The organism is Aeromonas sp. FDAARGOS 1417, from assembly GCF_019046985.1.
GTDB classification, from domain to species: Bacteria; Pseudomonadota; Gammaproteobacteria; order Enterobacterales; family Aeromonadaceae; genus Aeromonas; species Aeromonas veronii.
This window is the reverse complement of record NZ_CP077221.1, coordinates 2,895,967-2,912,966: the sequence shown is the minus strand read 5'-3', so window position 1 is coordinate 2,912,966 and position 17,000 is coordinate 2,895,967. Positions and strand designations below refer to the sequence as shown.

The 17,000-nt window shown below is 57.9% G+C and carries 18 protein-coding genes; 11 read left to right on the top strand and 7 right to left on the bottom strand.

What is annotated here, in order from left to right; translation table 11 throughout:
- The first annotated feature begins 89 nt into the window (after positions 1 to 89).
- Positions 90 to 1,289: a 3-deoxy-D-manno-octulosonic acid transferase gene (locus I6L47_RS13395; protein WP_216949358.1), complete on the top strand. Its 1,200-nt coding sequence runs from the start codon at positions 90 to 92 to the stop codon at positions 1,287 to 1,289.
- Between the two features lie 41 nt (positions 1,290 to 1,330).
- On the opposite strand, the gene I6L47_RS13390 is transcribed toward I6L47_RS13395, so the two are convergent.
- On the bottom strand, positions 1,331 to 1,870 hold the full coding sequence (locus I6L47_RS13390; protein ID WP_216947604.1) for a hypothetical protein: 540 nt from the start codon (positions 1,868 to 1,870) through the stop codon (positions 1,331 to 1,333).
- 299 nt (positions 1,871 to 2,169) lie between these two features.
- On the opposite strand from I6L47_RS13390, the gene I6L47_RS13385 reads away from it, so the two are divergent.
- The 8 genes from I6L47_RS13385 to I6L47_RS13350 all read left to right on the top strand — a co-directional run bounded on the left by I6L47_RS13385 (position 2,170) and on the right by I6L47_RS13350 (position 8,504).
- On the top strand, positions 2,170 to 2,886 hold the full coding sequence (locus I6L47_RS13385) for an ABC transporter substrate-binding protein (RefSeq protein ID WP_216947603.1): 717 nt from the start codon (positions 2,170 to 2,172) through the stop codon (positions 2,884 to 2,886).
- Between the two features lie 60 nt (positions 2,887 to 2,946).
- On the top strand, positions 2,947 to 3,768 hold the full coding sequence (locus I6L47_RS13380) for an AraC family transcriptional regulator (protein WP_216947602.1): 822 nt from the start codon (positions 2,947 to 2,949) through the stop codon (positions 3,766 to 3,768).
- Between the two features lie 40 nt (positions 3,769 to 3,808).
- The gene (locus I6L47_RS13375; RefSeq protein ID WP_100652235.1) at positions 3,809 to 4,444 is read left to right on the top strand and encodes a LysE family translocator; all 636 of its coding nucleotides are present in this window, start codon (positions 3,809 to 3,811) and stop codon (positions 4,442 to 4,444) included.
- 57 nt (positions 4,445 to 4,501) lie between these two features.
- Positions 4,502 to 5,632 (top strand): PotD/PotF family extracellular solute-binding protein, encoded by a 1,131-nt coding sequence (locus tag I6L47_RS13370; RefSeq protein ID WP_216947601.1) that lies wholly within the window; start codon positions 4,502 to 4,504, stop codon positions 5,630 to 5,632.
- Positions 5,633 to 6,024: 392 nt separating this feature from the next.
- Complete coding sequence (locus tag I6L47_RS13365) at positions 6,025 to 6,681, top strand: DUF3313 domain-containing protein (protein ID WP_216947600.1); 657 nt, start codon at positions 6,025 to 6,027, stop codon at positions 6,679 to 6,681.
- Positions 6,682 to 6,922: 241 nt separating this feature from the next.
- Positions 6,923 to 7,435: a cupin domain-containing protein gene (locus I6L47_RS13360; RefSeq protein WP_216947599.1), complete on the top strand. Its 513-nt coding sequence runs from the start codon at positions 6,923 to 6,925 to the stop codon at positions 7,433 to 7,435.
- Between the two features lie 30 nt (positions 7,436 to 7,465).
- Positions 7,466 to 7,978, top strand: a complete 513-nt coding sequence (locus I6L47_RS13355; protein WP_216947598.1) for a cupin domain-containing protein — start codon at positions 7,466 to 7,468, stop codon at positions 7,976 to 7,978.
- 79 nt (positions 7,979 to 8,057) lie between these two features.
- Positions 8,058 to 8,504, top strand: coding sequence for an SRPBCC family protein (locus I6L47_RS13350; RefSeq protein ID WP_216947597.1), 447 nt, complete (start codon positions 8,058 to 8,060; stop codon positions 8,502 to 8,504).
- Positions 8,505 to 8,603: 99 nt separating this feature from the next.
- Here the strand turns inward: I6L47_RS13350 and I6L47_RS13345 are convergent, their stop codons facing one another.
- Positions 8,604 to 9,104, bottom strand: a complete 501-nt coding sequence (locus tag I6L47_RS13345; RefSeq protein WP_216947596.1) for a DUF1993 domain-containing protein — start codon at positions 9,102 to 9,104, stop codon at positions 8,604 to 8,606.
- Between the two features lie 158 nt (positions 9,105 to 9,262).
- Positions 9,263 to 9,487, bottom strand: coding sequence for a hypothetical protein (locus I6L47_RS13340; protein ID WP_216947595.1), 225 nt, complete (start codon positions 9,485 to 9,487; stop codon positions 9,263 to 9,265).
- 246 nt (positions 9,488 to 9,733) lie between these two features.
- On the opposite strand from I6L47_RS13340, the gene ydfZ reads away from it, so the two are divergent.
- Together ydfZ and I6L47_RS13330 are read left to right on the top strand one after the other, a co-directional pair.
- Positions 9,734 to 9,931, top strand: a complete 198-nt coding sequence (gene ydfZ, locus I6L47_RS13335) for a putative selenium delivery protein YdfZ (protein WP_216947594.1) — start codon at positions 9,734 to 9,736, stop codon at positions 9,929 to 9,931.
- 623 nt (positions 9,932 to 10,554) lie between these two features.
- Entirely contained in the window at positions 10,555 to 11,094 is a 540-nt protein-coding gene (locus I6L47_RS13330; protein ID WP_216949357.1) for a transposase, read from the top strand.
- Positions 11,095 to 11,190: 96 nt separating this feature from the next.
- Here the strand turns inward: I6L47_RS13330 and I6L47_RS13325 are convergent, their stop codons facing one another.
- The 4 genes from I6L47_RS13325 to I6L47_RS13310 form a co-directional block, all read right to left on the bottom strand.
- On the bottom strand, positions 11,191 to 11,856 hold the full coding sequence (locus I6L47_RS13325) for a hypothetical protein (protein WP_216947593.1): 666 nt from the start codon (positions 11,854 to 11,856) through the stop codon (positions 11,191 to 11,193).
- Positions 11,857 to 12,025: 169 nt separating this feature from the next.
- Positions 12,026 to 14,197: a DNA helicase II gene (gene uvrD / locus I6L47_RS13320; protein WP_216947592.1), complete on the bottom strand. Its 2,172-nt coding sequence runs from the start codon at positions 14,195 to 14,197 to the stop codon at positions 12,026 to 12,028.
- A gap of 69 nt (positions 14,198 to 14,266) precedes the next feature.
- A complete protein-coding gene (locus I6L47_RS13315) occupies positions 14,267 to 14,689 on the bottom strand; it encodes a hypothetical protein (protein ID WP_167571523.1) in 423 nt (140 codons plus the stop codon).
- 35 nt (positions 14,690 to 14,724) lie between these two features.
- Positions 14,725 to 16,695, bottom strand: coding sequence for a hypothetical protein (locus I6L47_RS13310; RefSeq protein ID WP_216947591.1), 1,971 nt, complete (start codon positions 16,693 to 16,695; stop codon positions 14,725 to 14,727).
- Positions 16,696 to 17,000 lie beyond the last annotated feature (305 nt).

Here is a 17,000-nt window from a genome sequence, read left to right as displayed (position 1 = left end):
ACGCATTATTCGCGGCCTGTATATTTGCCGGGCTGCTGCTTTCCTGGTTGTTTTCCGATCACCAACTCCTCACCGGCGACCAGACCCAGATGCTCTATAAGGGCTACCTTGGGGCCTATGAGGGGGTCTGGCTCAGCTATGGCAATGCGGCGAGTGCGGTGGGCAATGTGCCGGGGAGCTTGTCGGCCTGGCTGATTGGCGGGCCGCTGCTGCTGTGGGATTCTCCCTATGCCCCCATGGTGTTGCTGCTGGTGATGCGGTTGGTCGGCTTCCTGCTGTTTGATGCAGTGATCCGTCAGGTGTTTGATGACAGGGTGCGTCTGCTGTTTCTGGTGCTCTGCTGGCTCAACCCCTGGTTCCAGTACGAGAGTCTGCTCTACAACCCCTCTTATCTGTTCCTTTTCTCGGCCATGCACTGCTGGTCTGCCTGGCATATGCGCGAGCGGGCCTCCTTCTGGCACATGATCGTTCACCTGCTGGCCATCGGCATGGCGATGCAGCTGCACTACTCCTGGCCGCTGCTGGCGGTAATGTCCACCTATCTGTTCTGGCGCCGCATTCTCAAGGTGAGCTGGAGCGGGGTGGTGGTCGCTACCCTGCTGATCGGTGCTTCCCTGATCCCCTACGCCATGGAAGTGATGAGCAACAGCCATATTACCCAGAACGTCGATCCCGAGGCGCGCCAGCGCTATATCGGCTGGGGGCTGGTGCATGTCTATCCGGTGTTGAAATCAGTGCTCTACTGGCTGCGTTACGGCTCCTGGCTGTTTGCCAGCAAGCTGGTCAACGATACCCAGTTCATCTGGTTGGCGGGGCACGAATACCTGCAGATGGCGGCAGTCTGGCTGTGGCGGGTGGTGATTTACGGGGTAGGCTCGGCGACCGTATTGCTGGCGGCCAAGGCCAACTGGCAGCTGTGGCGTGAACTCAAGCCGCGTCTGTTGCGTAGTGATCGCGTGCCAGTGGATGGCGAGAGCTGGCTCGGCCTCTATGCGCTGGCGGCGGTGCTGGCGGTGCTGGTGAGTGCGGCGCTCTCGCCCATCATCTTCAACTACTGGCACCTGATGCTGATCTTCCCCTACGCCCTGTTCCCGATCCTGCTGCTGCTGGTGCGTTGGAGCCGTCGTTATCCGCAGTGGCTTGGCAAGGGGCTGCTGGCGGCCACCCTGTTCTGCAGCGCGGTGAACCTGATCGCGGCGTGCGACAGCACCAAGTTCTCTTATCAGGCGGACTACAAAACCCAGGTGCTGGAATATCTGCAAGAGATGAAGCTGCAACCCAAGCAGTGAGTCATTCACGGCCAGGCCCGATCTCGGGGGGCTGGCTATCACTATTCGAAACGGTCCATATGGGCGAAGTTTTTGGCTTCGGCAACCCAACCCTCACGTCCCTGCTTGTCCCGAATTTTTACCCACCACTGGTTCTGCGGTGACCGGCCGTATCTGATCTCTTTGCGCGCATAGTCATAATCGAGAATGTAGGTTTTGCCCTTGTACCAGAACAGGCTATTGCCTTCGCCCAGTCCGCCAAGGATATAAAGCGTTTCCCCTGCCTTCATATTCAACAGCGGCCCTTTGCCCTCTTTGCTGTAGCCCAGCTTGACCGATCTGAGTATTTCGACGATCCCCGGTTGTTCGGTAATGACAACCCCGGTCAGTCCTTCCACCTGTTGGCCGCGGGGTAGCCGGAACAGCGCTTTGGCCGTCAGGGATGGCTCGGCTCTGACGATCACCTCTTGCTTGGTGGTCCATGTCTGATAGGTGCAACCTTCAAACGGGCAGCGACCCCAGTCGTAATAGGGCAGGCGCGGCTTTTCATCAGAATTTACGGTCGTGGCAAACAACGACAACAACAGCAAAAACAGTCTCATGAATTTACCTGTCCGGCTGGGCGCTCACCCGCCGGTTTGATGAATGGGGCCGCACTATATCTCAAGAGACCAAAATCCATCAAAGCCGCGGAATTATTGATTTTCACTTCAATAAAACGGGGGCCCATTGGTCATGGGAGTAGGGGGGGCAAGAGGCCGAAGCGCGGCGGGAGCGGATAGCCCGCTCATTTGCCTTGTGCCATGCTGATGACTATCAGGGCATCGGGTCGGCACTTATGGGCATCTCTCGTTCGGGCACGCGTTTGGTATTACTGCTATCGGCACTTCTTCTCCCTCTTATGACCATCAGCCAGGCTGTGGCGATCAACGCGCCACTGCGGGGATGCGTCTTTCAGCTAGCGCCGCTGGTCACCATCGATCAGCAGGGCAAGGTCTCCGGGCCGGTGATAGACTACTTTCGCCGTCATATCGAACCTGCGATCGGGCGCACCATCGAGTGGCAGGGGCTCAATGTGGCGCGGCTGCTCAGCAACCTCGAGAGCGGCGAGTGCGATCTGACCCCATTGCTGAGTTACAGCCCCGAGCGTGCCCGTCACTTCCGCTATATCGACCCCCACCTGTTGCTGCTGCGGCCGGTGCTGGTGGTACTGGTGCCATCGCGGCTTCACTCGGTCGAACGGCAGGAAGATCTCTTCGGCACGACTATCGGCTGGTCGAGTCAGGCGATCGTGCCGCCGCTGTTGCAGCATCCGCAGATCCACATCGACACCCTATCCCAGCTCAGCTGGGAGCATGGCAACATGCAGAAGTTGCTGCGCGGGCGGATTGATGCCGCACTCTTCTCCAACGATATTTCCGCCAACCATTTTCGTGCCAAGCTCCCTGCGGCGACCCGCCTCATCTACCTGCCGGTCACCCCGCTGCAGGTGCATATCGTGTTGAACAAGTCGTTGGGGGATGGCAATCCCGAGCTGGTGCAACATATGCGTCAGATGGTGGAGCGGGTGCCGCTCGCCTCGCTGGTGGAGCCAACCCCTCGGCTGTGGGGGCGTTGAGAGGGGGTTGCGTGCAATAATCTACAAGTCCAAGGCCCGCTTCTGGTGTATCTATAACCCATGAATACCACCGATTCCCTCATCCGCTACTGGCAATCCCCGCACCTGCCGGGGGTCGAGCTGTCACACTCCCACCACAGGGCGTTCAGCTACGGCCGCCATGTCCATCTCGACTACCATATCGGGCTGGTGCAGCGGGGTGGCCAGAAGTTTATCCACAAGGGAAACAGCCACCATCTGGTGCGCGGGGTGCTCTCTACCGTTAACCCGGACGAGGTGCACGACGGCCTCAGCCTGCTGCCGGAAGGGTACGAGGTGCGGGTCTTCGCCATCGATCCCCAGCAGCTGGCGCTCTGGCTGCCGGAGCAGCCGGAACCCTTCTTCGACAAGGGATTGCAGAGCCGCCCCGACCTCTATCAGAGCTTTGCCCAGCTGCACGGCTATCTCGACAACCCCAAGGCCGATGGCCTGCTGATCGAGAGCCAGCTGCTCGCCCTGCTGGGGGAGCTGCTGCATCTGGCCCCCGAGGTACACCAGCTTGCCGATCCCCAGTTGCGATTCCTGCGCGACTACCTGATGGCCGCCCTCGACGAGCCCCACTCGCTGGAAGAGCTGGCGGGGCTGCTTGGGCTCGACCGCTTCGCCTTCCTGCGCCAGTTCAAGAAGCGCAGCGGCATGACCCCCTACGCCTGGCTGAAACGGCTGCGGCTGGAGCAGGGCAAACGGCTGCTGGCGAGCGGGATGGCGGTGAGCGAGGTGGCGCTGGCGGTCGGTTTCTTCGATCAGAGTCACTTCCACCACGGCTTTCGCCAGGCATTCGGTCTGACACCCGCCGAATTTCGTGCCCAGATGCAATCTTTTACAAGCCGCGCCCCCCGCTGATCCGCCATGCTGGCTCTCCGTCGTTAAAGCGAGAGTTGTTATGCTGACCAGTCTGTTCGTTACCCTCGGCCTGATGCACCTGATTGCACTGGCCAGCCCCGGCCCCGATTTCGCCCTGATCCTGCGCACCAGCCTGCACCGGCCGACCGCTCTTGGCGCGGCGCTGGGCATCTCGCTGGCGATCATGGTGCACGCCACCCTGAGTCTGACCGGGATCAGCATGCTGATTGCCAGCCATCCGCTGCTGTTTATGGTGATCAAGTGCTGCGGTGCCCTCTATCTGGGCTGGTTGGGGTGGGGTGCCCTGATGGCGGCTCGCCAGCAGAGCAGCACCCTGATGGCCAGCGCCGCCAACGAGCTGCGCGGCTGGGGCAGGGGCGTGCGCACTGGCCTTGCCACCAACCTGCTTAACCCCAAGGCGCTGGTGTTCTTTATCGGTCTGCTGGCCGCCATGGTGACGCCAGAGGTGGACGGAATGACCCGCAGCCTGCTGGTGGGCGAGCTCTTCATCATTTCCCTCTGCTGGTTCGGGCTGCTGGCGTGGAGCCTCTCCACCGATCGTGCCCAGCGCCTGCTGCTGCGGGTGCAGCGACCGCTCAATCTGGTGACCGGCGTGCTGTTTGCGGTGGTCAGCCTCTCCATTCTGGCGAGCATGGGAGCCGAGCTGGTGGCCTGACGAGTGGGCGCATGGGCCTATACTCCAACAAGGTTTACCTGTCAGGAGTACCCGGCCATGCGTCTACTGCCTCTTTGCTGGTTGTTGGGGATGACCCCGGCGCTGGCGGCCCCGGTTCAGCTCAAATTGCTGGAGTGGGGCTATCTGCCAGCGGGTTATGAACAACAGTTTGCCGACTACGCTAAAGCCCATGGGGTGGAAGCGACGGTCAGCCGGATCGAGCCGCTGCTGACCGATTTCGACAGCGTCTACCGCGCCCTGCGCACCCGCAGCGCCGATGTGGTGCTGCCGACCAGCTACTTCTACAAGGCCCATCACCAGCCGCTGTTCAAGCTGCTGCTCCCCATCGATTTCCGTCGCCTGCAGCACTACGCCGAGATGAAGCCCGCCCTCAAGAACACCGAGTATGACAAGCAGGGGGAGCGCAACTACTCGGTGCCCTTCTCCTACGCCATGTTCAGCCTCGCCTATGACAGCAAGCAGGTGCCGCAAGCGCCCACCAGTTGGCAGGTGCTCGCCAACAGCTCGCCGCCGGACCAGTTTGCCGAGTTCTGCGACCAGTTCGAGCCGCTGCTCTTTTCGGTGCTGCTCTCCCTTGGCAAGTCGCCCGCCCTGTTTGCCAGCGGCGAGATGCTGGCCGACAAGACCTTGCAGCAAGAGGTGGAGCAGCAGCTCTCGCAGCGGCTGCAAGCCAGTCGCGGCTTTTGGTTCAATCAGGCCAACCGCTGTGAGGATCTGCGCCAGCAGACCTTTGCCACCACCTGGGGGCTGGAGCTGGTGGAGTGCAACAAGCAGAACGAGCAGCAGTGGCGAATCGCCATGGTGCAGGAGGGGGCCATCTATGCCCTCGATGCGATCTCCATCGCCCGCCATGTCGGGGATGATCCCGCACGGCTCAAGGCCGCCTACCTGCTGGTGGATTTTCTGCTGAGCGCGCCGCTGCAACGCCAGATGCTGGTGGGCACGCCCACCATCTCGGCCAGCAATATGGCCTCCCGGCCGCCCCTCAGCCCGCAGGAGCAGGCGGTGCTGCCGGATCGCCCGCTGCCGGAGTTTGACGAGCGGCTGTTGGTGCCCGCGTTGCCCGCCCATATCAAGAATCGCTACAAACGGATGGTGCAGCAGGCGATCGTCGCCAGCGGCAAAGAGGGGCTGGTCAAGCAGTGCCCCTGGGATCTGGATAACTGAAGAGGAGTGCCCTGTCGCTTCTCCGGCGGCAGGCAAGTTTGCGCAAGATGGCTGATGATCGGTCATCGCCCGTTCCAGGGCATTCCCCCGTTCAACTCACGCCGCTCGCTGGCCCCCATCGTTTGAAAAAACTGAGCGCTTTGCGCAGCCCCATTTAGCCGGATTAAACAACCGAACCCTCGCCAGATTGCCGTTCATACCCTGGCTGACCCTGTACAAAAGTGCCTCAATTGTGACAACTTGGATGTGAGCTGAACAATCCTGAACTGTCCCTTGTGGGAAGGTGATGAATAGGTTATTTCTCTGTGACATTGGCGGCATCCGGCACGGGTTCTCCAGCCATGTGGTGCGAAATCCACAGCAAAAACAAACAGTAAAATGCAGGAGCAAATATGAAAAAGGTCGTGATGGTTGCCGTGGCTGCGGCCCTGCTGGGTGGCTGCGCCGTCAAGAATCAGGTATCCCACAGCTTGCAGGCGATCCCGTTGACAGCCTTCCAGCCGAGCGAGAGCAACCCCAACCAGCGTGTCTACAAGGAGCCGGGCGTTGACCTGCGCCAATACAATGAGGTGCTGCTCGATCCGCTGCAGTTTATCCGGCAGGAGAATGGCCAGTGGTATCTGCTGACCGCCAACGAACAGAACCAGATTGGCCGCTACTACCACGACAAGTTCCAGAGCGAACTGATAAAGCACGGCGTCAAGATCGCCACCGCCCCCGGCCCGAAAGTGATGCGGATCCAGGCTGCCGTCACCAACTTCGACCTGACCCGCCCCGACCCGAAACTACGTGACCTGATGCCGGCCAAGATCGCCATCAACGTCACCCGCGAAGTGATCGGCAAGGAGCCCTACCTGCTCAAGGTGGGCAGCATGGCCCAGCTGCTCGACTCCCAGAGCGGCAAGCTGCTGGTGCGGGTGATGGATGCCCGCGAGACCCCGGATACCACCCACAAGGATTCGCCCATCACCGCCGAGGAGATGGAGAAGATGATCGACCAGTGGGCGGCCAACCGTGCCAAACAGCTGGCCGACAATCTTGGCAAGTAAGCTCGGCAAGTAAGCACCGACATCATCGAGAGGGGAGCCAGCGGCTCCCTCTTTTTTTGGCCCGCTGGCGGGCCGCCGCCACGGCTCGCAGCCCTTGTCAGCAGGGTGATCAGCCCGTTGCCGAGTCCGTCACCATACCATCCGCTGCGCAACGAGCTGACCGATTTCTGCTTTTCTCCCCCGCATTTTGGCAGTTAGGATGACCCTTCCGTGACCACCCCCTCATAGAAAAGGAATCGCTATGACCCGTCACCCCAACATCAAACACTGGCGCGAACTGCAAGAACCGGAGCCGGGATGCTATCCCGGTAGTCAGGAACAGATGTCCCTCGGCAGCGCACTGGGCAGGCACTTTGGCTTCAGCCGCATCGGTATTCACCACGAGCTGGTGGCGCCCGGCCACCGCACCAGCTGGCCCCACGCAGAAAAGACCGAGGACGAGTTCGTCCACGTGCTGGAAGGCACCCCCGATGTCTGGCTCGATGGCGTGCTCTATCGGCTGCAACCGGGCGACTCGGTTGGCTTCAAGGCCGGTGACGGGCTGGCCCACACCTTTATCAACAATACCGATGAGCCGGTACGACTGCTCTGCGTAGGTGATCGGGATCGCGCCGACAACCGCATCCACTATGCCCTGCACCCCGCGTACAACCGCCAGATTGGTGCACGCCATTGGGATGACGTGCCCGAGCGGGAGCTGGGTGCTCACGATGGGCTGCCTGACCGGCTGCGCGAGCGCAACGACCCTTTCTAACTGCCCCTCATAGCATCATAAGGAACTACTATGAACCGCCACCCCTGCATCAAACACTGGAGCGAGCTGCAAGAGCAGGAGCCGCGCTACTACTCCGGCAGTCAGGAGCCCCTGTCGCGCGGTTGCGCCCTCGGCAAGCACTTTGGCTTCAGCCGCATCGGCATCCACCACGAGATCGTCGAGCCCGGCCATCGCACCAGCTGGCCCCACGCCGAAAAGACCGAGGACGAGTTCGTCCACGTGCTGGAAGGCATCCCCGATGTCTGGCTCGATGGCGTGCTCTATCGGCTGCAACCGGGCGATTCGGTCGGCTTCAAGGCCGGTGACGGGCTGGCCCACGCCTTTATCAACAACACCGAAGAGATTGTCCGCCTGCTCTGCATCGGCGATACCGACCGGGAGGATAACCGCATCCACTACGCCGTCCACCCCGAGCGCAATATCACCCTCGGCAAGCTGCACTGGGACGACGTACCCGCGCGCGAGCTGGGCGATCACGACGGCCTGCCCGACAAGCTGCGCGAGAGCAACGGCCCCTTCTAGCGCAGGGGAGGGCCGCCCGATGGGGCGTTTCCCGCTCTGGCGACTATCCTTTGGGACTCAATCCAGCAAGGAGGTGAACATGACAACAGGAACAGTGCGACTTCATCGCGTCATCAAGGCGCCGCCGATGCGGGTCTATCGGGCCTTTACCGAGGCGCAGGCGCTGGCCAAATGGCTGCCGCCCCACGGTTTTACCTGTCAGGTGGAGCATCTGGATGCCCGGGTTGGCGGCTCGTTCCGGATGTCCTTCACCAACTTCGCCAGCGGCCATAACCAGACCTTCGGCGGTGAATACCTCGAACTGGTGCCGGGCGAGCGGATTCGCTACACCGATCGCTTCGATGAGCCCGGCCTCGCCGGGGTGATCCATGTCTCCATCATCCTGACCACGGTGAGCTGCGGCAGCGAGCTGGCGGTGGTGCAGGAGGGGATCCCCGCCGCCATCCCGCTGGAGATGTGCTATCTCGGCTGGCAGGAGTCGCTGACCCAGCTGGTGGCGCTGGTGGAACCGGATATCCCCGCTTAATGGCCGGTGGCGGGCCGGGCATTCACCCCGCTCGCCAGCTGCTTGCAACAAAAAGAGCCTGCCAGATGGCAGGCTCTCTTCATTCTGGTCGGGGCGACCTTATTGCATATCGAGCCCGCCCAGATAGTCGCGCTTGCCGAGATCGACCCCGGCGCGGCGCAGCAGGGCGTAGGCCATGGTGAGGTGGAAGTAGAAGTTGGGAATGCCGTACTCATGGACGCAGGTATGGCCATCCATCCCCTTGCCGCCCGCCCAGTGGGGCACGTAACGGCCGCTGGCATACTGGCTGTAGTCCGCGTCCAGCTTGCCCTGCAGATAGCTGATGGTCTTGCCGATATGGGCGCGCAGATCGGCGATGGTTTTGGGCTCATCGCCCATGGCCGGCAGCTCGCTGTGGCTGGCGGTGGCGACCACGCTGCGGGCTGCATCGCAGCAGATCAGCACCTGCTTGCTGAAAGGCAGCATATCGACGATCAGCCGATCGCCGAAGAAGTTATCCACGTTGAACTGCTTCGCCGCGGCGTGGGCCTCGGCCTTGGCCAGACAGTGATCCAGATTGGTCAGCATCTTGATGAACTGGGCGGTGATATCGCGATTCATGAGCACTCTCCATCTTGTTGAAACAGCGGCCAGCGTGCGCGGCCACGGTGAATGAGACTGGCTAATCGGCCACCAATATACCCCAACCGCTGCCGGGTTCGAGCCTGGCGCGCACAAAAGCGCGGGGCAGGGGTCTGTGATACGACAGGAGGTGGCGATCAGCGGGCGGCGCGCTGCCAGAGCAGGGTCAGGCCGATGCCAAGCACCACAATGATGCCGAACACGAACTCCAGCCCGTCGGGCGAATCCCGGGTGCTGGCAACCAGCGCACAGGCGCCAAGGGTGCAGAGGAGCCCCACATAGACCCGCCAGAAGCGCGGGAAGTCGGTAATGAAATCGACAAGGTCGAGCAGGTCGTAGAGCAGTTGCAGCAGTGACATCATCCCCTCCGGTGGCGCCGTCACACCCAGTCCCCCTCAGCTTGGCACGACGGGGTGGCGAGCGATATCCGCGCGAGTGATAGCGAGCCGGGCCAACGCAGGGACTGGCTGCGGCAACGCTGACTTTTTCGCCCCATGAGTCCCTCTCTGCCCCTTTTTTGATCTGTGACATAAATCACCTTTTTTCAGAGGCGTAGGCTGATCCCGCTGCCCGGAGCACCCACCCGGGTACAAGAAAAGGAGAGTGTAATGAAGATCTATGACCGGAACCGAAATGTGCTGAACCAGGGTCAGCGCGTCATGATTGCCGCCACCGGCGCCGTCGACTTCCTGAAAGAGGCTTATATCGACAACATGACTCCCTATCAGGCGGAGCACGAGAAGTGCGTGCTGCTGGCAAACTCCGGGGAGCGCTACGCCCCCATCGAGTTGATTAGACTAGGCTGATCCCTTTCCCTGTCACCCTACTCTTTACAATTCACCCGGCCGCCGCGCCTGACGGCCGGGTTTCTGAGTTCCCTTCCTCTATTACCGCAATCTCGTTTGGCCACTCTCTCTGCCGCTGCACACCGCATGCTGCCTGTCAGTCATTGCCCGCCATCTTGCCGATGTTGCTCCCTCGCCCTGTGGGAGAGGGCTGGGGTGAGGGCATTGCTTGCCACCCACTGGCCGCCGCTATCATCCGCGCGCTAACCCATCCCCTCTCACCACCCTATGGATCGATCGGCCAACCCCTTGTTGGCGCCTGTGATGGCAGCCCCGAGCCTTGAGTTGCAGCCAAAACGGTTGGTATAAATTTAATTTATAGGTTTTGCGAAAATGGCATCGCTTTGTCTTATGCCGACAGGCGGCAAGCCACAAGCGCCCGTTTGGCCGCCAGCGGGGCGCTGGGAGGGCAATGGCCGATTTGAGATAACGGGAATGGCTCGAAGTGAAAGGGATTTGTAGGTTCGATTAGCGAAGCGTAATCGGACGATCGCGTCAGGAATATCCGCACCAGCACAGCCCGCAAGCAGATCGACGTGAGGCAAGACTATGCTTGGCTTTTCGGTCTCGATGAGGGGAAAGGGATGGCCAACTGGCGGCGGGCATGGTGGCCCGGAGGAACCTGGTTCTTCACCGTCAACCTGCTGGAGCGGCGCAACAACCGCTTGCTGGTGGAGCAGATTGACCTGCTGCGCCACAGCGTTGCCAAGGTGCAACAGGCTCACCCCTTCGCCATTCATGCATGGGTGGTGTTGCCCGACCATCTCCACTGCATTCTCTCTTTGCCGGAGGGGGACAGCGATTTCCCCCTGCGTTGGCGGCTGATCAAAAGCCACTTTTCCCGCACCTTGCCAGTGAACGAGCGGCGCAGCCAGACCCGGTTACGTCACGGGGAGCGGGGCATCTGGCAACGCCATTATTGGGAACATCTGATCCGGGATGAGCAGGATTACCGCCGCCATATGGATTACGTCCATATCAATCCGCTCAAGCATGGTCATGTCACGAGGGTGGTCGATTGGCCGTATTCCACCTTCCATCGTTATGTGACGAGCGGCGTCTATCCGCAGGATTGGTGCGGGTCGGTGGATGGGGTGCAGGGGGGGATTGGAGTAGACCTCTAAAAGGGTTGCTCCGTTGTAAGCGACCGATTACGCGAACGTCTTACGCGATCGTCCGATTACGCTTCGCTAATCGAACCTACGGTTCTGAAAATTGAATTATTGCATCCATACTTGGATACTCGATTTAAAAATAAATGAAAGTAGGGATAACACGGAAATTATATAAGGCAATATGATTTCCAAGTGCTCAGTCCTTCTGAAAAAGGCAGCAGATTGAAATCTTAATTCAATTTTTAGTAATTGTACTAAATGCGTGAATTTCCACCCATCTTTAAAGGTGTTAAGAGATACTCTCTCGAGCGAGAGATGTTCACCATAATCACATGTATACGACACTGTGCGTCTAAAAACTCCCGATACTTCATACTTAAAAACAAACTTATTGCGCATGTTCTCGTCCTCATCATGAGATTCAGCGAATCCCTTTGAAAACATGCTGATATTACTTAGCAATCCACATGGACTAAACCAGTGATCATCATATAAATAACCAAAAACATAATAATCACGAACCATGTCATTGGCCCACATCTCATAGAGTTGCGCATGGTATTGATAAGCCGCAGAATAATACCTGATTGTTAGCGTAATAACTCCAAGGAACAACAGATAACCAAGACCCTTTGAGTTTGCAAAGCCAACTTTAAATATAAATGTATTCGCCTCAAGCAAAGTGGCTCCACTCACACTCATTGCCATTAATAAAATGCTGACAATAACCAATAGCTTTCTTTTTGTATTAAGATCACTATCTTCTTTCATGTTATCTATCAGTTTAGTTGTACTGTCCATTATGTATCCGAGAAATAAGATCTGTAGGTTCGAATAGCGAAGCGTATTCGGACGAACGCGTAATTAATGCTGCCTTTATCACAGAGAGAAAAACCAACCCGGCCTAAGCCGGGTTGGTTGTATCTAAAGGCGGGAAAAATCAGAGCGCTTCCAATCTGGCATAGGCCGTCACCAGCCACTTGGCGCCGACGTCGTCGAACTGGATCTGCACCCGGCTCTGCTGGCCGACCCCTTCGAAGTTGAGCACTATTCCTTCGCCGAATTTCGGATGGAGCACCCGCTGGCCGAGCTTGATGCCGCTGGCGTCGAAGCTCTGCTGCACCTCGTTCTGGCTAAAGCGGCCGTACTGGGTGGGGCGGCTGACCTGAGTGCGCAGCCGGATCTCTTCCAGACACTCGGCGGGCATCTCGCGGATAAAGCGGCTCGGCTTGTGGAACATCTCGCGGCCATAGATGCGGCGGCTCTCCGCATAACAGATGTAGAGCTTCTCCATGGCGCGGGTCATGCCGACGTAACAGAGGCGGCGCTCCTCTTCCAGTCGGCCAGACTCCTCGGTCGATTGCTGGCTGGGGAACATGCCTTCTTCGACGCCGACCAGCAGCACCAGCGGGAACTCCAAGCCCTTGGCGCTGTGCAATGTCATAAGCTGCACCGCGTCGGCATATTCGTCGGCCTGATTCTCGCCGGATTCCAGCGCCGCGTGGGCGAGGAAGGCGGAGAGATCGCTCATATCTTCCAGCTCGTCCGGGCGCTGGTACTGGCGGCAGGCGGTGACCAGTTCGTCGAGGTTCTCTACCCGCGCCTGGGATTTCTCGCCCTTTTCCGCCAGATACATTGCCTTGAGGCCGGAGTGCTGGATGGCGATGTCCGCCTGCTGGTGCAGGGGCAGCAGGGAGACCTGTTCCTCCAGCGCATCGATGAGATCCACAAAGCCGCGCACCGCATTGCCGGCGCGACCGGTCAGCACCTTGTCGTTGAGCAGGGCCTTGGCCGATTGCCACAGGTTGAGCCCCTGATCGCGGGCGTTGCCGCGCAGGATCTCGAGGGTGCGATCGCCGATGCCGCGAGTCGGGGTGTTGACCACCCGCTCGAAGCTGGCGTCGTCACCACGGTTGTTGATAAGCCGCAGGTAGGCCATGGCGTCCTTGATTTCCTGGCGCTCGAAGAAGCGCAGGCCGCCGTAAATGCGGTAGGGCATGGCGTCCTGCATCAGCGCCTCTTCCAGCACCCGTGACTGGGCGTTGGAGCGATAGAGGATGGCGCAGTCGGCCAGGAGGCCGCCCTTTTCCTTCCAATCCTTGAGGCGGCCGACCACGAAGCGCGCTTCGTCCACCTCGTTGAAGGCGGCGTAGAGCGAAATCGGCTCACCCTCGGCCCCTTCGGTCCACAGCTCCTTGCCAAGGCGCTCGGCGTTGTTGGCGATGACGCTGTTGGCCGCTTTGAGGATATTGGCGGTGGAGCGGTAGTTCTGCTCGAGGCGGATGGTCTCGGCCCCCTGATAGTCGGTCAGGAAGCGCTGGATGTTCTCGATCTTGGCGCCGCGCCAGCCGTAGATGGACTGATCATCGTCACCGACGATCATCACCTTGCCGCTGTTGCCCGCCAGCATCCGCAGCCAGGCGTACTGGATGCCGTTGGTATCCTGAAACTCGTCCACCAGGATGTTCTGGAAGCGGTCGCGGTAGTGCTCGAGGATGTGCGGCTTGTTGAGCCACAGCTCGTGGGCGCGCAGCAGCAGCTCGGCGAAGTCCACCAGACCGGAGCGATCGCAGGTCTCCTGATAGGTCTTGTAGATCTGCTGATAGGTTCGGGTGACGGGGTCGCCGTAGAGGTCGATGTCGCCGGGGCGCAAGCCCTCATCCTTCTTGCCGTTGATGTAGCCCATCACGGCGCGGGGGGCCCAGTGCTTCTCGTCGAGGTTGAGCGCCTTGAGCACCCGGCGGATCAGCCGGTACTGGTCGTCGGAGTCGAGGATCTGGAAATCCTGCGGCAGGCCGGCATCCAGATGGTGGGCCCGCAGCAGGCGGTGGGCGATACCGTGGAAGGTGCCGATCCACATGCCGCGCACGCCGTCGCCGATCACTTTTTCGACCCGGCCGCGCATCTCGGCCGCCGCCTTGTTGGTAAAGGTGACCGCGATGATGGAGAAGGGTGAACAGCGTTCCACCTGCATCAGCCAGGCGATACGGTGCACCAGCACCCGGGTCTTGCCCGAACCGGCACCGGCCAGCACCAGCAGGTTGCTGCGGGGCGCCGCAACGGCATCTCTTTGCTTGTCGTTGAGCCCGTCGAGCAGGGTTGAAACGTCCATCACCACTCCTGTTTATTTATACAGGCGGGGATTATACGGCCATGTGAATGGAATGGCTAACCTGTTGCGTTAGCGGAGGGAGAGTTGATAGCTGCGTTTGTGTGCAAACGCGTGACCATCGGTATCAAACAACATGGTTCGTCCGGCTTGCAATTGAAGGTCGCTTGGGCGAATGCGGACTTCATGGCTGGAGAAACAGTTCGACGGGTTACAACCATAGGTATTGAATAACACAATGTCACCGCGACTATAGGTGCCATGTGTGAATCTAATACTGGTTGATAAAGTTTCAAATGTTCCTTGGCCAAGAGAAACGCTCTGACTCTGCAAACGGCTAATTGACATCAGACTCAGCCAATTGGCGGATTTGATCGCAGAAAAGTCTTCTCTGTATTTCTCGACAGTAATGCGGTATTTGAATTTTCCATCAGCATCAAAATAAGACTGCCGCAAATCTGAATATTGCGAAATAACCCCGATGGCGTGAGCCATCGGGGTGAACAGACCTATCAATAGAACGACTTTTATCATTCTTCAGACAGGCTATTGGAGAGCAGCCAATCACACGGTTTCTCTTGCCACTCTTGGCCGGCTGCAGGTAGACGAGCTTTACAAGAGACGAATACTTTGCCGAAATTCCCACCCTGTTTTGCTCGGATATCTGCAAACCAGCGCATTGGGATACCTTGGGCATAATTTTGTGTCCAATAATTTTCACCAGTATCTGGAGTCCCAAGACTATAAAATGGGTAGTTCGAGTGGTAGGCATCTATTTGTTGATAGATAGATTTAACCTCTGACTCACTCAGGTGACACATGGCGGTGTCTAGTGCTTTGGATAGATTAACGTCATATTCGCCAATCGTCTCCCCTCTGTATTTGCAATATTCAGTTACGCCAATGTCTACTGCATCGCGGTCGATACCGTACGAGAAGTAGCTGTTCAGGTCGACGGTGTACTTGGTCTCGACATGTTGGCCCAGCCACTCACCTTCATCATCGATCAGCACATAGTCACTGAGTTCAACAGTGCTCTTCTCGCCAGCGAGGTGTTTTTGCAGGTCCTTCAGCATCTCCCGGTTCAAATCAGAGTCTGACTCTGGCAACGATGTGGCGAGCGTCAGCTGGATGGCTTGTTGCAACTGCTTCTTGGCTTTTGCTAGCAGTGCACCATAGTTTTGATTGAATTTGAAGAAATTGTTGTCTTTAAGCAGTTCGGCCGGGCGAATATTGGCGTTCAGGTATTCCGCATCAACGGTCTCAGTACCTAAAGTAATTTTACGAGTGTTACCTGTAGCTGAGCTAAATGTTGTGCTGAACTTGTCAAAGGTGACATTTTCTTGAGTGACTTTAAACTGGCTAGCTGAACCATATTGATATGCAGAGATCACATTCATTGCCGATGACATGGCCAGAGCAGTTGCACGGAGTTCCTGAACCTGAGCAAAAGTCAGGGTCAGCTTATCATTATCACCATATTTTGCGAGATAATCAGGCTTGACAATATTTGCCAAGGTATTGTTGATACTTTCCAGCTCCAGCGCATATTTACCCATCAGACGAGAGATATCTTCGGTCTGGGTGGGCTGCTCCTTGATAGCAAAAGTGATCATATCGGATGGATTGACGATGATATCCAGAATTTTAGCCAGTGAGGTCTGGTATCCCTGGCCAGGAGCCGAATGAGGCTGGATATCAAAGCGGTTGCTGACTATGGGGTCATTGGTGATTTCCATCAAGGTAATGACAGATTTGACCACCTCGCGATCGGCTTTGCCCTGATCGCCGGTTTCTGCGTTCAAGATATCCTTGTATTCACGCAGTTTGTTTTCAACGTTGGTTTTTTGCCAATCTTGGCTTTCTTCGAGCAGGTTTCGCAGGACTTTATCTACAGCAACTGATTGACCATTAATCACTGCCAGCGAGGCATTCATATGTGCTGCTGCGGTTGCTGTATCAACCACTGTCTTGCCTGGTTGCACCGCTTTCAGGGCTTCATTCAGGCTTGTATTAAAAGCGTCATCGCTGTCAAAGCGTAGGGTATTGCCCAGCTTGGCGACCTCTTCCTTAACCAGCTGAATCCCGTCATCGGGGTTGTTATTGCCATCCATGGTTTGCAGCAGGGCGGCAATACGAATGGCGCGATCTTTGTCACCTTTCTCGGCGATGGTGTATGGGGTTACCAGGGTCTGGCCCTTTTTAACCTGAGTTTCCCCAAGCGGGATTGAGCCCAGTTTGAAGGTACAGGTGTCACCGTCATTAAAGAGGAACTGACCTTGCGAGTTCGTGACGTCCGAGTAATTGCCGCAGGTGTAGTTCAAACCGGCTACCGCACTATCAATAAAGGTGGCAGTCAACGCAGGTTTGGTGGCGTTTCCACCATTGCCACTGTTATTGCCATTATTTGTGCTGGCACCGTCGCCACCACCGCCACAACCTGCCAGCGCCAAGCTGGATAACGCCGTCACAACCGATAAAGCCAGAATATTTTTTTTCATTTTTATTTTCCTGAAACAACGATGCATATGTCACCGGCACCTGGCTGAGGAAGTCAGAATGGGTGGCATGAATTGATGCAAAAGAAGCCCAATTGATGTTTTTGTTAGTTTCATTTGAGATCTATGCGGCGGGCATCATACAGGGGCTCATATGGTTTTCAACTTGATCTGGATCTCGAGTTCATATGAATTGTGAGCTTGCTCAACAAAGTGGAAGCGGGGGCTGATTGTTGGTTAGGGAATGTTGACTGGAGAGTATTAGAGAGAGGGTCTGTAAGTGTTGGTCGTTTCCAGCTGTAGCCAAC

Bases quoted from the DNA above. Each gene is read 5' to 3' on its own strand.
- I6L47_RS13395 (WP_216949358.1), top strand. From the start codon at position 90: ATGCTCTATAAGGGCTACCTTGGGGCCTATGAGGGGGTCTGGCTCAGC.
- I6L47_RS13390 (WP_216947604.1), bottom strand. From the start codon at position 1,870: ATGAGACTGTTTTTGCTGTTGTTGTCGTTGTTTGCCACGACCGTAAAT.
- I6L47_RS13385 (WP_216947603.1), top strand. From the start codon at position 2,170: ATGACCATCAGCCAGGCTGTGGCGATCAACGCGCCACTGCGGGGATGC.
- I6L47_RS13380 (WP_216947602.1), top strand. From the start codon at position 2,947: ATGAATACCACCGATTCCCTCATCCGCTACTGGCAATCCCCGCACCTG.
- I6L47_RS13375 (WP_100652235.1), top strand. From the start codon at position 3,809: ATGCTGACCAGTCTGTTCGTTACCCTCGGCCTGATGCACCTGATTGCA.
- I6L47_RS13370 (WP_216947601.1), top strand. From the start codon at position 4,502: ATGCGTCTACTGCCTCTTTGCTGGTTGTTGGGGATGACCCCGGCGCTG.
- I6L47_RS13365 (WP_216947600.1), top strand. From the start codon at position 6,025: ATGAAAAAGGTCGTGATGGTTGCCGTGGCTGCGGCCCTGCTGGGTGGC.
- I6L47_RS13360 (WP_216947599.1), top strand. From the start codon at position 6,923: ATGACCCGTCACCCCAACATCAAACACTGGCGCGAACTGCAAGAACCG.
- I6L47_RS13355 (WP_216947598.1), top strand. From the start codon at position 7,466: ATGAACCGCCACCCCTGCATCAAACACTGGAGCGAGCTGCAAGAGCAG.
- I6L47_RS13350 (WP_216947597.1), top strand. From the start codon at position 8,058: ATGACAACAGGAACAGTGCGACTTCATCGCGTCATCAAGGCGCCGCCG.
- I6L47_RS13345 (WP_216947596.1), bottom strand. From the start codon at position 9,104: ATGAATCGCGATATCACCGCCCAGTTCATCAAGATGCTGACCAATCTG.
- I6L47_RS13340 (WP_216947595.1), bottom strand. From the start codon at position 9,487: ATGATGTCACTGCTGCAACTGCTCTACGACCTGCTCGACCTTGTCGAT.
- ydfZ (WP_216947594.1), top strand. From the start codon at position 9,734: ATGAAGATCTATGACCGGAACCGAAATGTGCTGAACCAGGGTCAGCGC.
- I6L47_RS13330 (WP_216949357.1), top strand. From the start codon at position 10,555: ATGGCCAACTGGCGGCGGGCATGGTGGCCCGGAGGAACCTGGTTCTTC.
- I6L47_RS13325 (WP_216947593.1), bottom strand. From the start codon at position 11,856: ATGAAAGAAGATAGTGATCTTAATACAAAAAGAAAGCTATTGGTTATT.
- uvrD (WP_216947592.1), bottom strand. From the start codon at position 14,197: ATGGACGTTTCAACCCTGCTCGACGGGCTCAACGACAAGCAAAGAGAT.
- I6L47_RS13315 (WP_167571523.1), bottom strand. From the start codon at position 14,689: ATGGCTCACGCCATCGGGGTTATTTCGCAATATTCAGATTTGCGGCAG.
- I6L47_RS13310 (WP_216947591.1), bottom strand. From the start codon at position 16,695: ATGAAAAAAAATATTCTGGCTTTATCGGTTGTGACGGCGTTATCCAGC.